Origin of the sequence: Duncaniella sp. B8 (genome assembly GCF_005304985.1) — a bacterium.
In the GTDB taxonomy this organism is placed as follows: domain Bacteria; phylum Bacteroidota; class Bacteroidia; order Bacteroidales; family Muribaculaceae; genus Duncaniella; species Duncaniella muris.
In genome coordinates, this window is sequence record NZ_CP040121.1 from 989,535 (window position 1) to 1,004,174 (window position 14,640).

General features: G+C 49.9%; 12 protein-coding genes. 9 read left to right on the plus strand and 3 right to left on the minus strand.

The window, feature by feature from the left end:
- The first annotated feature begins 439 nt into the window (after positions 1 to 439).
- The 3 genes from FDZ78_RS04510 to mobV all read left to right on the plus strand — a co-directional run bounded on the left by FDZ78_RS04510 (position 440) and on the right by mobV (position 4,115).
- Positions 440 to 826: a helix-turn-helix domain-containing protein gene (locus FDZ78_RS04510; protein ID WP_124075693.1), complete on the plus strand. Its 387-nt coding sequence runs from the start codon at positions 440 to 442 to the stop codon at positions 824 to 826.
- The gene (locus FDZ78_RS04515) at positions 823 to 2,367 is read left to right on the plus strand and encodes a YfjI family protein (RefSeq protein WP_124075694.1); all 1,545 of its coding nucleotides are present in this window, start codon (positions 823 to 825) and stop codon (positions 2,365 to 2,367) included. The genes FDZ78_RS04510 and FDZ78_RS04515 overlap by 4 nt, the downstream gene beginning before the upstream one ends.
- A gap of 398 nt (positions 2,368 to 2,765) precedes the next feature.
- The gene (gene mobV / locus FDZ78_RS04520) at positions 2,766 to 4,115 is read left to right on the plus strand and encodes a MobV family relaxase (protein ID WP_124075695.1); all 1,350 of its coding nucleotides are present in this window, start codon (positions 2,766 to 2,768) and stop codon (positions 4,113 to 4,115) included.
- Between the two features lie 154 nt (positions 4,116 to 4,269).
- Here the strand turns inward: mobV and FDZ78_RS04525 are convergent, their stop codons facing one another.
- The 3 genes from FDZ78_RS04525 to FDZ78_RS04540 all read right to left on the minus strand — a co-directional run bounded on the left by FDZ78_RS04525 (position 4,270) and on the right by FDZ78_RS04540 (position 9,436).
- Positions 4,270 to 5,607: a hypothetical protein gene (locus FDZ78_RS04525; RefSeq protein ID WP_124075696.1), complete on the minus strand. Its 1,338-nt coding sequence runs from the start codon at positions 5,605 to 5,607 to the stop codon at positions 4,270 to 4,272.
- Between the two features lie 794 nt (positions 5,608 to 6,401).
- Positions 6,402 to 7,625: a hypothetical protein gene (locus FDZ78_RS04535; protein ID WP_124075697.1), complete on the minus strand. Its 1,224-nt coding sequence runs from the start codon at positions 7,623 to 7,625 to the stop codon at positions 6,402 to 6,404.
- Between the two features lie 974 nt (positions 7,626 to 8,599).
- Positions 8,600 to 9,436: an RsiV family protein gene (locus FDZ78_RS04540; RefSeq protein WP_136408095.1), complete on the minus strand. Its 837-nt coding sequence runs from the start codon at positions 9,434 to 9,436 to the stop codon at positions 8,600 to 8,602.
- Positions 9,437 to 9,772: 336 nt separating this feature from the next.
- Here FDZ78_RS04540 and FDZ78_RS04545 point away from each other — a divergent pair, with 336 nt between their 5' ends.
- From FDZ78_RS04545 to FDZ78_RS04570, 6 genes are all read left to right on the plus strand, one after another.
- The gene (locus tag FDZ78_RS04545) at positions 9,773 to 10,012 is read left to right on the plus strand and encodes an acyl carrier protein (protein ID WP_107033236.1); all 240 of its coding nucleotides are present in this window, start codon (positions 9,773 to 9,775) and stop codon (positions 10,010 to 10,012) included.
- 157 nt (positions 10,013 to 10,169) lie between these two features.
- On the plus strand, positions 10,170 to 11,438 hold the full coding sequence (gene fabF / locus FDZ78_RS04550; RefSeq protein ID WP_107033237.1) for a beta-ketoacyl-ACP synthase II: 1,269 nt from the start codon (positions 10,170 to 10,172) through the stop codon (positions 11,436 to 11,438).
- A 316-nt stretch (positions 11,439 to 11,754) separates the two neighbouring features.
- Positions 11,755 to 12,015 carry a 50S ribosomal protein L28 gene (gene rpmB, locus FDZ78_RS04555; RefSeq protein ID WP_107033238.1) on the plus strand — a complete coding sequence of 87 codons (261 nt, stop codon included), beginning with the start codon at positions 11,755 to 11,757 and terminating at the stop codon, positions 12,013 to 12,015.
- Between the two features lie 4 nt (positions 12,016 to 12,019).
- Positions 12,020 to 12,208, plus strand: a complete 189-nt coding sequence (gene rpmG, locus FDZ78_RS04560) for a 50S ribosomal protein L33 (protein ID WP_107033239.1) — start codon at positions 12,020 to 12,022, stop codon at positions 12,206 to 12,208.
- 11 nt (positions 12,209 to 12,219) lie between these two features.
- A complete protein-coding gene (locus FDZ78_RS04565) occupies positions 12,220 to 12,369 on the plus strand; it encodes a DUF4295 domain-containing protein (protein WP_107033240.1) in 150 nt (49 codons plus the stop codon).
- Positions 12,370 to 12,704: 335 nt separating this feature from the next.
- Entirely contained in the window at positions 12,705 to 14,639 is a 1,935-nt protein-coding gene (locus tag FDZ78_RS04570) for a glycogen debranching enzyme N-terminal domain-containing protein (protein WP_137426180.1), read from the plus strand.
- Position 14,640: the final 1 nt, after the last annotated feature.

Consider the following 14,640-nt stretch of genomic DNA (forward strand, 5'->3'; position numbering starts at 1 on the left):
TAACCCCTCGCGACATTGCGAAGCACTGACCCTGACGGGGCGGTGACGATTGTCGTACCCCTGCCACACCTCCTTGCGAAGGGGTGACATTGATGGATTAAAACTTTTTACGAGACCTCGCCAAAGGCACGTCAGCACAGACGCATCGGCAAGGCCCCGCTTTTTTATTGTCCGTCCGGAAGGGCAGTAAAGGTAAACAATTCAGCGATGTTCACTTTCTCGCATATCTCATGGACGCAAGTCCAATACTATTTTGCAGTGTCTGCCGGCCTTTTAATCCTCCGGGTGTAGTCATCGGGCCGGTGTGACGCAATAACTATGACCTGACGACACCCGCCTACCCGTATGTTGAGCATACAGCATATCACTTATCATCTGAAAACTGATGCGTGAGAAAAAACAAAACAATCCACAACCCACTAATCCACTTTTCCTAAAAATGCAAAACATTACTGATTTCCTGAATCTTCCTTTCATCGAGGTTCTGAAACTCGTCATGAAAGGAGCGGTCGAGGATTACCTCACCGAATCGGGAGTGATGGCAGCACTTGCCGCCATTCCCGCAAAAGCGACGAAAAAAGACAATGAAGGCCTTAACGCCGAAGAAGCTCTTGACTTTCTCAACGCCAACGGCTATCCCATCAAGAAAGGGCAGCTCTACAAAGAGACAAGCGCGAACACCATTCCACACAAGAAGTTTGGAAACAAACTTCATTTCAAGGCACAGGAACTGCTTGCATGGGCTGAGAGCAAACTCATTGACGGCAACGCCGTAGGCGTACTTGGCTCCAATGACAAGCCGAAGAAGAAAGGAGGCTGCCGATGAAAAATGAAACGACATCATCAGCAAAGGCTACTCCCAAGCCTAAGGCCGGCGAGAAAAAGGCAACCGTAAAGAAGAAAGCCGACAGCAATCCCGACACACCTGCAATCAAGTGTACGGAAGTGACTTGTCAGACAAATGAACAGGTGACAAATCACACTCCTGACCAACTGACCAATCAGTCAGTACCGCCGGTACCGACTGACGGCTTGATTGCAGAGCAACCGACTGCGCAGAGTATCAGCGGTTTCCCCATTGACGTCCTGCCTGCAAAGTTGCAGGGGATAATCAACGAGGCAAATGCCACCCTCGGATTTCCTAAGGACTACATCGCAGGCTCCATGTTGACGGCTATGGCTGCGGTAATCGGCAACACCCATTCAGCCGAGGCTATGTCAGGGTGGAAAGAGTATGTCATTCTTTTCGTTGCCCTTGTCGGATGCCCCGGTGTGTGCAAGAGCCACCCGCTCAGTTATCTAATGCAGCCTCTCATCGACCATGATGCCGAGAAAGCGGCTCAGTTTACCGAGGAGTTGAAACGCTACAATGCGGCGATGGAGCTGCCACCGAAAGAAAGGGTCGCCAACGGTTACGAACTCAACCCGGTCGAACCCCGTCGGGTGCGCTTTATGATGCAGGACGTGACCAACGAGGCGGTACACCGTATTCTCTCGGAGAACCCCCGTGGACTGATACTGATGTATGACGAGCTTGCGGGTTGGGTCAAGAATTTCAACCGCTACAACAGCGGCTCGGAATCGGAGTTCTGGATGTCGGTGTTCAACCACAAGGTTGCCATGTCCGACCGCAAGAGCAGTCAGAGCGGTGTGTTTATCCGCAACCCGTTCCTTTGCGTCATCGGGACGATACAGCCGAAGGTGCTTACCGATCTTGCGGCGAACAACCGCAACGCCAACGGTTTCATGGAGCGCATACTCTATGTGTTCCCCGCCGACCAGACAAAACCGAAATGGGACCGCACCCGCCGACTGCCGTCATTCGACATCGCGGCCGCATGGCGTGAAATCCTGTCAAGGCTTATCGGGATAGTGCCGACGGTTGACAGTAGCGGAGAGATAATCCCCGATGATGTTCCTTTCTCGCCGGACGCGCTCGACCGCCTCTATCAGTGGCAGAACGAGCAGACCGACCGTTGCAACGCCGACGGAAGCGACACCCTGACCTCCATCGCAAGCAAACTCGAAATCTACGCTATCAGATTTTCTCTTTTGCTCGCTCTCGCCGACTGGGCGTGTGGCGGTGAGAAGAAACTGATTGATGTGGACACGGTGGAGAGGTCGATACGCCTTGCCGAGTATTTCCGCTCGACCGCATCGAAGGTGCAGGGCATCATCAGCGAGGACGCACTGACCGAGTTGCAGCTTGCCGTTCTCTCGGAGTTGCCCGACAGTTTCACCACTGCCGAAGGTGTGGCGATAGCCGGAAAATGCGGTATGCCGGAGCGCAGCTTCAAGCGGTTCCTGAAGGACAGGAAAGGCGTGCTTTTCATCCGTAACACTTACGGAAACTACACCAAGTTATAAACATTCACCCCTTGGCATTTTTGGCACTCTGGCATTTCTGACGGAGATGCCTACCCATCCCGTCTGTGCCAGAATGTCAATTGTGCCAAGGGTAAAATCAAAAACTGAAATCCCGTGAAACATTCTTTTTTCGTTGCAAAATCCATTGCAGTCATTGCAATGGTTATATCGGTGTACCACTGCTATGGCAGTGCAGTACCATCTGTGCAGTGGCGGCACGGAAATTACGCCATCCGGAAATTCCTTAGCTCATTAGGGAATTTTCCGAGCCGCATATCGTTCCGATACGCTGAAAATGTCCCTACTGAGCCAAAGGGGACATCCCCTTTGAAAACCCCGATACGGCTTAATGAGAAGCCGTACACTCCGATTGTTCCACAAAATAAACACGCTTGCCTATGAGTTACGCCGTACTCCACATAATGAAGGCAAGCGGTTCATGCACCGCCATCGCCCGACACATCGAGCGAAGCACCCAGCCCGACAATGCCCACCCCGAACTGCGCCATCTCAACCGTGATGATTTCATCAAATATCCCGATGGTGTTGACGGTCTGGGCGAGGCAATCCAGCATCGACTTGACCATGCCGGACTGACACGGAAGATTGGCAAGAACCAGGTGCTTGCCCTCAACGTCCTGCTGTCATCCGACGGCGATGCACTGCGACGTTTAGCCGATGAAGGTAGGCTCGACGATTGGGCGGAGTCAAGTGTCCGCTGGGCAAAGGAAACATTCGGAGAAGAAAATGTAGTCGGCGCACACCTCCACATGGACGAGCAGACACCGCACCTTCATGTCACGGTCGTGCCGATAGTCACCACCGAGAGAAAGAAAAAGGCGAGCGAAGCGAAAGCCCGGAAGCGTTACCGTACCAAGTCGGGCAACGCTCCCAGATTGAGTGCCGACAGCATTATGACCCGTGAAAACCTCACGCACTTTCAGGACACCTATGCCGAGGCAATGGAACGATTCGGGCTGGAACGTGGCATCCGTGGCTCCGAAGCCCGCCACGTTGACCAGCACGAATATTACCGTAAATGCCAAATCAAGAAAAAGGATCTGGAGCAGGATGTGGTGACTCTTACCACCGAGAAAGAGCAGCTTGATACCGAAACCCAATCTTTGGAGAAACGTAAGGCTGAACTCGAAATGGGCAACCGCTGGATTGAAAAGACAATCATCGAATCCAAGGCCGCAAACAAGCAGCTGACCGACGAGAACGCTCAACTTGCCAAGGATAAGAAATTGCTTGTTGAGTATAATTCGACACTGAAAGAGACTGTCGTTGGAATGATTGAAGAATACAAAGGTCTTGAAACATCGAAAGAAAAGCTCTCAAAGGAAGTATCGGCTCTTGAAGCGTACAAAATGTCAGTTGCTTATGATTCCGACTATGCCGAATATAAGGCTGACATTGAGAAATACTTTCCAGATGTACCCGACCTGCTTATTTGGGCAAGATACTGCAAGCATATCGGATTTCCGGATAGTTTTACTCAAAGAATAATCGCTCAACAATCTGTTCCTTTCCAAGGATCGTTGTACTCACCCGAACATAGTCAAAGATTCTCCACCGAACACTCAGAGGCGAAACTTGAACGTGATCCTGATAAGAAACACTGTTTCATCCTGAAGATTGACGGCGTCAGTGTCTTTCAGTGGTTCCGCGACATGGCTCGCAAACTCATTGAAAGGATGGGCTTCCGACAACCCGAACCCAAACAGCGCGGCGGAATCCGACGATGACTGTAAATTCCAAGTGATAGAATAATAAGTGAGCTTCGGATCCACCAATTAGGTGGTGCCGAAGCTCACTGTATGAGTTAGGGATTAAAGCCTTACGGTCAAGATCATAGGCTCGATACACGAAAGCGCGGTGGCGATGCCACAACTCCAAAAATCAATTATTGTCGGATATTTGCTTATTATATTCTTCTTTAATTGCTTTCGTGCTTTTTGAAAAGAGTTTTGATAATAAAACAAATGGACGAACTATCCAATATAATAAACTGTGCTTAGATTTAGGTTTGGATTCCCTAGGAGTAGGCTGCGTATAACTCTTGATATAAAACCTGTTAGTAGGTATTATCAATAAGAGGAAATATGCCCCATAGCACAAAACGGATGTGGCAGCATATTCATCATTTATAAAAGCAGCAAAACGGTATTGATATATCTCCGTAATATGTTCGTGATTTATAGAGCAAAAGGCTGCAATAAAACTAATACCAAGAATTGTAAATGTTATGAAATTGACAATTGAAAAAAACTTAGTAATCTTTACTGCTTTGATATTTACATTGCCTATATTGCGATAATAACGGAGCGCAAAACAAATTGCCCCTACTATACAAAGTAAATATAGTGCGATGAAAATAGCACATTTTATTTTTAGATTTCTATTATATTGAGATTCCTGTTCCTGCCATTCTTTATAAGAATGTAGGTCTAATTCCTTTGCGATATTGAGAAATTCAGCATCTAAAAAGTCAAAAGTATTGGATTTTGCAGGCCGTTCTACTTTCTCATCAACATAAAAGTTTAGTTCATATGCACGATTATTAGCAAAGATAGTTATATGCTTCTTAAATATAGGAGGATAATCGTCACCCACAGAAACCGTCATATAGACAGGTGTTTCAATTGCTAAATTAGGAGAAAAATTCTCAGAATGTTTATAAAAAGATGAATCAGATACTAAAGCGTCAATATAATACTGATAAATCGATTTTCCATTTTCCTGTGAATCAATAATTTCAGAGTCCAAATCATAAACGCGAAGAATGATTCCCCTACCATACAATTCAGAATTGCTATCAGAATTATAAGTATGAATGGAACTTAAAATACGTGAGTATGGAGTGTGCGGTTCTTCATTTGGAAGTTCCTCCCAATTGCGCCCCAATAGCAATGGCGTATGAATTGTTTTCCATCTATCATAAACTTCAGTCTTATCTCGAATATCACCTATGCGTAAATTAGAGTAATGGCCATATGGGAAATACCAACCCTTATACTGACCATACATTGGTCGGTAAAATCTTTGGCGGTTGAAATCAGTAAAACTAACCATTGTAATAGCAACCGCAATCAAAAAAACGCAGTATATCCAAATAGTTCGAGCAATCCTCTTGTGAGAAGCGACATGAGGCTTAAAAGTTTTTTTTGAATTACGTAGCCAATCTATAAAAACATAGATCGCGTAAATAAGTAAGAATGAAACTAATGCTCCGAGCATAAAGGCAGAAAAATTATAATAGAAATGAGGGGAACAAAAAAATATACATTAGTCCCAGTCATTAAGGTTATACAAAAAAATTTCAAGGTCGGGTTCATAAAACATTGGGCGAGCCGGTGTTCTCGAAGTTATCGAAATCCACCCACATATCATGTTCGGTGTACCCGTTGTATGTATCTAAGGCGTCGAGTTCGTCCACATTAAACTAAGGCTAAATTTTCATTAGCTCGTTGACTCAAGAGCCATTATAGATTACAAGAAAACGTGAGCCAACTATGCCACGTCTAAAATGAGGGTCGTAGGAAACCTTTGATACAGATGTAACAATAGCAGCCCACGCTATATGCGTGAGAACCACTATGCCATCTCTTGTATCAGGTTGAAAATTTCCTACGTTTTCATTTTACAAGATAGCATAACGCTTCTTATTTTCCAGAATGTCGTGAACTGACCGATGCCAATTCGACTGCAAAATTAACGATTTTTTCTCATTGCCTTGCTATTCAAAACCTCAAATTTGGAGTGATATTGCGAAAAAGAATCGAATTAAATATAACTAACATGCCTTAAAAATCCATAAATTAATTCTAATAATCTTCTCTTATTATCTCATTCAGTACCTATTTAGTACACCCCACAAATCGCAATATACTGATAATCAATCATTATATCCTAATATAATATCTAATGCCATCATATACAATAATTGCGCTTCTTGCCGACAAACCGGAAATTATTGTCAGCAATAGCAAAATTAACTTTTTCATATAACGTTTTTTGATTGTTTTTTATGTTTAAATTATTCCTGCCGATGACTTGCTGATCTGCTTGCGGCTGTTGTGGATGTGCAGCATGGCATCGATATTGTAGAACGACAATATGCGCAGAGTCTCGCAGTGCAGGCCGGACAGCAGGGGCTCGATCTGCGGCCAAAGATTGCGGAGCTGGGCTACAGTGGTTCGGGGAGTCACTCCAAGAGCCTTCAGTGCCTGCATGGCCTGCAGTCCGGGGGCCAGACGGCGCAGTATCTCCTGCATCTCCGGATCATGGTCAAGGTCGATCTGCCTAAGCGTAAAGACACCGGTCATCGGACTCCAGGCCTTTGATGAGAAATCGAACGAATAGACCTGATGGATCAACGGACTCTCATCGGTCGAGCCGAAAAGCTTTATGTAAACGTGGCCTGCACTGTCAATGCCGATCTCGTCAATCGAAGCCAATGTATAGGCCCACATTCCGTCGGGCAGACGGGTGAATCCGCGGGGATCTCTCCGATCCTCGGCCACATAGAAGAGTATGCGGTCGGTGATAGTTTCAATGACATCGTCAATCTCGGCTTTCCACGCATCCAACCAAGCTTTATGCGAGAGCAAGAGTCCGGTGGGAGAATTTCGTTCGAAGTCTTCAGCATTGTGGAAGATAGACCGCACCGCTTTCAGCGGGAAGGGTACGGTGGTGCCACCCTTGCGCGACTGGGTGACGAGACGCCCGCGGAATTTGCCGCGCACTGACTGCGGAGCTTTTCCAATGAAGGGGTCCACAGTCGTTTCACGCACCGATATCCAGTGGATTCCGGCAGGCACCGGCGCTATGCCCTGGGGCACCAGGGCGGATGCCGGCAGCTGCTGCAACTCGGCCTCTTCGGGGAGATCGCCGGAAGCGGCATCGGCTTCATCGTCAGCTTCATCATCTGCCATGAGCACTGCATCGGCGTAGTCACGGAAACGCCTTAGAGCGGTGAGGCGGTCGGCGAGTGTGCGTTGGTTTTCGCTGTCGGGCGATGATAATAAAACAGTCTCGATAATGCCGTCTATGAGGCTACGGGCGTATGACGGCGACGGATTTTCTTCAAGCTGTCCGCAGAGCCACTGAAGCAGGTCAGTGTCGGCCGGTAGCTCTTTCAAGCCTGCCGGACGGAGAGAGCGGATGCGCGACATGGTGCTGTCGGCACTCTGAGGCAACATGCGCCTGCACAGATAGTCTTTAAATCCAACTGCAGAAAAAAGATTGGTCGGCATAAAGATGTGTGTGATTGGTCTGATATATGTCCAGCCGACACCCCTGACGGGACTATGAGAAAACAAAAAGCATGGGTGCCGAACAATTGCTCGTCCCACCTCTTGAGGCTCTGGCATGTGCCCATCATAGTAAGACGAGCAATGTGCAGAGCCCACGCAAATATGCATGCATACGATAGACCAAAGGCAAGACCCCTCACAGGGTCACACCTCAGCCATCGGATGCCGATTACATATCCATGAGCATCTACCATTGCATCAGTCCTGACTATGATTTTGAAACTGCCAGATTTCAAGAGGTCAAGAACAGAAGCGCAAGTAAACGCTTTTTTCAGTATGTCCTTGCCCACGGCATGGCGCCGGAGCAAGACTGCCTCCCTCCCGCATGACCCACACGCGCGGGCTCTGCTAAGAAGTTGTATTCAAAACAACCGTTAAGTCGGCATGCAAAATTACAAACAATTCTTAAAAAAGTCAATATCCCGACAGGGAATTAACAGTCCGGATCACAAAGATTCAGAATAGGCAAAACGCACTAATTGACATAAAACAACACCCCCAAAACGCACTAATTGACATAAAACGACACCTCCAAAACGCACTATTTGACATAAAACAGCACTTCCAAAACGCACTAATTGACATAAAACCGGGCAATGGCACAAAAAGCGGTTGTTAAAACATCGGAAAGAACTTCCGCAAAGATACAAAATTCCGCCCCAGAAAGAGTGCGATAATGCGGAGGCACGCCATCCGGAGCGGTAAATCGGTGTCCTCGGCCGGACACCACATGCCGAGATGTATCGCAAACCCATGACACCTGCGCGCTTTACGCTCCGGTGTCACGGGCTACGAGTAAACCGATGTCCTGGCGGACATCACCATCCGGATTCTCTGCACGTCCATCCGGCCTCTGAGCGCATCCATCCGGCCTCAGCACGCGCAGCGTGTATGAGGCTATGCGCGAGATGCGGTCAGAAGCCCTGGTCGAAAAGGCTCTTAACGTCGGGTCGGAGGAAACGGTCGACCTCGTCGGGGTAGACCGCCACATCTACAGGCCCAAGAGCGTAGGGACCGATCTCATAGGGGTCGTAGTGGAAATAGAGAGTGTTTGACGCAATGTAGGGCTTGCCGGGATAGGTCAGCTGCGAGACAAAGATGCCCCCGCGGTCAAGAGCGTCGACCGGAACTGAAAGCTGCCGGGCAAGCGCCGTGCGTATCACAGGCATTATGGAATCAGCCGTCACGCCGGGCAGAAACATATTGTCGAAACCGAGCACCTGACCCTGCGCGAAGGAGTAGGTGAAGGGACGCACGGAGGTCATGGGGTGGGCGCCGCCAAGATAGGTCGACGAAACCACCTGATAGGTGGCCATATCCTCGTTGACCTCCATAACCGAGGCCGTGACATTGTTGAAATAGGTCATCGTGTCGGCCGGGAGCGAGTCGACCTCGGTGACAGACTTTATACCCTCTACAATAGAAGTGTTGTCGAGATAGGCTCTGATGGCGGCTCTGATGTCAGTGACGGCGGTGTCACCGTAGGCAAAATACAGCAGCGAGTCCTGAAGGACGCTTATATCATTTGAGCCCAGCCGTTCGGGCCAGTGGATCGAAGTGTAGAGTTCAAGATATGCATCGCCGTAGTCCATCGAGATGCGATAGTCCTTGTCAGCCGTCATCAGAATCTCGCTGACCTGAAATTCGTTGATGAGCCCGGCATCGGCCTTCCGGCCTGATCCGGAACCTCCGCAGGCCGTCAGGGCAAGCGCGAGAGCGGCCGAGGCGAGGAAACAGTATTTTCTTTCCATAATCCTAATAAAGTGTGTATTATATATAATATATGTGGCATATCTGCCGGCCCTGACAGAAGAAACCGGCCCGCAGAGAGAGGGGGGAGAGCATTCACAGAGGTAACACGCAAGGAACGTAACAAGTTTGTAACATCCGGCCACAATCCTAATCGCCCAAAGAGGCCAATGAATCGGCGAAAGGCACCAAAAAGCGACCAAAAAGGAGCTTAATTAACATCTTTATACGTTTGTTGTGTGCGAAGTTGACAAAAAATAATTACCTTTGCACCGCAAATGTAAAAATTTTTGCGATTCCAATCAAGAAATTACTAATCAACTCACAAAATTAAAACTATGTCTGAAATTGCATCTCGAGTTAAAGCTATCATCGTTGATAAGCTCGGTGTTGACGAAAACGAAGTAACCGAAACCGCTGAATTCACTAAAGATCTTGGCGCAGACAGCCTCGACACCGTAGAACTCATCATGGAATTCGAGAAAGAATTCGGCATCACTATCCCCGATGACCAGGCCGAAAAGATCAGCACCGTACAGAACGCTATCGAATACATCGCGGCTAACACTCAGAAGTAAAAACCGGTCTGCGAGCTCACAGCCCGCGCTCTGACCGAGCCAAAAAAAGGCTCCCCACGCCAATAAAACCAGCGCGGTGGAGCCTTCTTCTCAATTAACCCCCTCCCCTCAGAAACTTTCCTCCACATAACACCCCCTTACGAAATTCATTTTGCCAATGGAACTTAAAAGAGTAGTGGTGACCGGACTCGGCGCCATCACCCCTATAGGCAACGATGTTGAAACCACCTGGCTCAACGCCGTAGCCGGAAAGAGCGGAGCCGCTCCCATCACCCACTTTGACGCTTCGCAGTTCAAGACCCAGTTCGCCTGCGAGGTCAAGGATTTCAACCCCAATGACCACTTCGACCGCAAGAAACTGCGTCAGCTCGACCTCTACGCCCAGTATGCTATGGTGGCAGCCCGTCAGGCCGTTGCCGACTCAGGCATCGAGGAAGCCGCAAACCTCGACCGCAACCGCGTGGGCGTAATCGTGGCAGCCGGCATCGGCGGCCTCCACACATTCGAGGAAGAAGCCGGTTACTACGCTCTCAACGGCCCCCAGCAAGGCCCCAAATACAACCCCTTCTTCATCCCCAAGATGATCGCCGACATCGCTTCGGGCCACATCTCGATGGAGTATAACTACCACGGCCCCAACTTCGGCGTGGTATCGGCCTGCGCATCGTCAAACAACGCCATCATCGATGCCTTCAACCTCATCCGCCTCGGCAAGGCCGACGTGTTTGTGACCGGCGGCGCCGAAGCAGCCATCTACCCCGCAGGTGTGGGCGGCTTCAACTCAATGCACGCCCTCTCTACCCGCAACGATGACCCGGAACACGCATCACGCCCCTTCAGCGCCTCGCGCGACGGCTTCGTCATGGGCGAAGGCTCGGTAGTGCTCATCCTCGAAGAACTCGAACACGCCAAAGCCCGCGGCGCCAAGATCTACGCCGAAGTAGCCGGCGGAGGCATGAGCGCTGACGCATATCACCTCACCGCAACCCACCCCGAAGGCCTCGGCGCCATCCTCTCGATGCGCAACGCCCTCGAAGACGCAGGCATGAAGCCCGAAGACATCGACTACATCAACGTGCACGGCACATCGACCCCAGTAGGCGACATCTCCGAAGTCAAAGCCATTGTAGAAGTGTTCGGCGAACAGGCCCACAAGCTCAACATCAGCTCAACCAAGTCGATGACCGGCCACCTGCTCGGAGCCACCGGCGCGCTCGAAGCCATGTTCTCGGTACTCTCCGTCAAGAACGACATCGTGCCCCCGACCATCAACCACGAGGAAGGAGACAACGACGAAAACATCGACTACACCCTCAACTTCACCTTCAACAAAGCCGAAAACCGCCCCGTCCGCGCGGCCCTCTCTAACTCATTCGGCTTCGGCGGCCACAACGCCACCGTCATCGTGAAGAAATACGAAGAATAATCCACCCTCCTCTGCGGAATCAGCTTCACAGAAGCCACCGCACACATATCCTGAGATGGCGCGCGGAAACCACAACCGCGCGCCATCTCAGCACTATAAAGATTAGTTAAAATATGTGATGGCCACCTAAAAAGTTTGAATTCCGCTTGGCAAAGCGGGAATAAATTCTTAACTTTGCAGCCGAGTTTTGTGGCACATCCTTGAAAAGAGGTTAAGAATGATGCACTTAGCCTTGATATGAGAATTGAGATGGCGGCCACAAGACGCCGTGACTAAAAATTATTAGTAAACAACAAAGAGATAAAAACCAACAGCCATGTCAAAAGTTTGTCAGATCACAGGCAAGAAAGCAATGGTGGGCAACAATGTGTCGCACTCAAAGCGTCGCACCAAGCGCAAGTTCGATGTAAATCTCTTCAACAAGAAATTCTTCTGGGTTGAGGAGCAAGCTTGGATCACTCTCACCATCTCAGCCGCAGGCCTCCGCACCATCAACAAGAAAGGCCTCGACGCTGCCATCAAAGAAGCAGCCGCAAAGGGTTATATAACTGAAATCAAATACTTAGACATTTTATAAGAAGATGGCAAAGAAAGCTAAAGGCAACCGCGTTCAGGTCATCCTCGAATGTACCGAACACAAGGCATCGGGCATGCCCGGTACTTCGCGTTACATCACCACCAAGAACCGCAAGAACACCACCGAACGCCTGGAGTTGAAGAAATACAACCCCATCCTCAAGAAAGTTACCGTTCACAAAGAAATCAAATAATTCACTGACTCATGGCAAAGAAAACCGTTGCATCTCTGCAAAAAGGCGAAGGCCGCACTTACAGCAAGGTCATCAAGGTCGTTAAGTCGGCGAAGACCGGTGCCTACACCTTCCAGGAACAGATGGTTCCCAATGACGCTGTGAAGGACGTCCTCAAATAAGAAAATCAGAGGAAAATCCTTCAGGACACTGAAAAAAAATATACCGCTTCCGGGCTGACAGTCTTTTTCAAAGACAAACAGTCCGGAAGTTCTTTTTTATACCACCGGAAAGCCCGTTGATGTTCTACAACATAGCCCTCCAACACCCTTCAGCCCGATTTTAACTTTTTTCACCACAAAATTTGCTTTTATCAAGACAATAGGTTAAATTCGTGACTTAAATAAATCCAATGCCTTCCGTAAACCCTCCTCAGCTCCGCGCGAAGCGCATCAGTTCTAAGTTCTAATATCATCCGTCAGGAATCTAACATCATAATCTATATCTATTCCCTTACATGAGCTATCTTAAATTTGATAAAAAACTCATGATTAATCTGGAGCAGTCACTTCCAAAGGAAATGCTCCGCACTAATCAGTCGGGAGCCTATCACTGTACGACGATAGTGGATTGCAACACCCGCAAGCAACACGGCCTGCTCGTTGTCCCCGTCCCCGAGCTGGGCAACTCCTGGCACGTGCTGCTATCGTCACTCGACGAAACAGTCTACCAGCACGGCGTCCCCTTCAACCTCGCGCTTCACCGCTACCGCGGAGGAGTCATGAGCCCAAACGGCCACAAATACATACGCGAATTCGACTGCGAAAACGTGCCCCGCACCACCTACAGAGTCGGAGGCGTGATCCTCACCAAAGAAAAGATCTTCATCTCCAACGAAAACCGCCTGCTCATCCGCTACACCCTCGTTGAAGCACACTCTCCGACCACACTCCGCTTCCGCCCGGTGCTCGCCTTCCGCGACGCCAACGAACTCTGCATCGCAAACAACGCCCTCGACCAGACAATACCACAGATCGACAACGGCGTCTCGGCATGCCTCTACCCAGGCTACCCGACACTCTACATGCAGTTCAGCCACAAACCAACCTGGACCTACGAACCCAACTGGTACAACGGATTCGAATACGTCAAAGACCTCGAACGCGGAGTACCCTACTCAGAAGACCTCTGGGTTCCCGGCTACTTCGAAGTCCCCATCAAAAAAGGCGAATCAATCATCTTCTCAGCCGGACTAAGCGAAGTCTCACCCCGCTCACTCGCCAGAATGTATGAAAAAGAGATCGCACAGCGCACATGCCGCTCATCATTCTTCAACTGCCTGAAAAACGCAGTCAAGCAATGCTACCTCAATGACGGCGACAGCATGTATCTCCTCTCAGGCTACCCTTGGGGCAAAATACTCGCCCGCAACACCTTCATGGCCCTCCCAGGAGCCACGATAGCCATAAACCACCGCGAAGACTTCGAAAAAATCGCAGCCACATCGCTCAAGGCACTCCGCCACTTCATGGCCACAGGCGAGCTCGACAGCCGCATCAACGGCATCGACCTCCCCGACATACCACTCTGGGCTATCTGGTCACTCCAGCAATATGCCAAAGCCTACGGACGCGAAGACGCCTCCGCAAAATACCTCCCCGAAGTACGTGACATCCTCAACTTCATCCTCTCCCAGCGACACCCCCTCCTCAAAGTCGACAGCAACGGAATGGTAAACACCGAAGGCACCGAAAAACCCATGTCATGGATGAACGCCTCCCTCGGCGGACACCCCATAGTCCCCCGCTCAGGCCTCCTCGCCGAATTCAACGCCCTTTGGTACAACGCCCTCATCTTCGCCTCACGCCTCGCCGAAGGCACCCCCGATGAAACCCGCTTTCGCGAAGCCGCTGAAAAAATGGCTCAGCCATTCATCGCCACATTCCTCAACGACTTCGGCTACCTCTACGACTACGTCAACGGCACCTACGCCGACCCCTCCGTGCGCCCCAACATGGCAATAGCCATCGGCCTCGACTACAGCCCGCTTGACCGCCGCCAGCGCAAAAGCGTGCTCGACATCGTCACCCGCGAACTCCTCACCCCCAAAGGCCTCCGCACCCTCTCCCCAAAAAGCTACGGCTACCGCCCAAGCTACCTCGGATCGCCCGAAGAACGCGAAATGGCACTCCACAACGGCCCCGCACGCCCCTGGCTCATGGGCTTCTACTCCGACGCCTACCTCAAAGTATTCGGCATGAGCGGAGTCAGCTACATCGACCGAATGCTCATCGGCTTCGAAGACGAAATGTCAAACGGATGCATCGGCTCCCTCTCACAGCTCTACGACGCCAACCCACCCTTCTCAGGCCGAGGCGCCATCAGCCACGTGACCAACATAGCCGAAGTGCTACGCACGCTCACCACACTCAAGAAATTCATAATGGACTAAT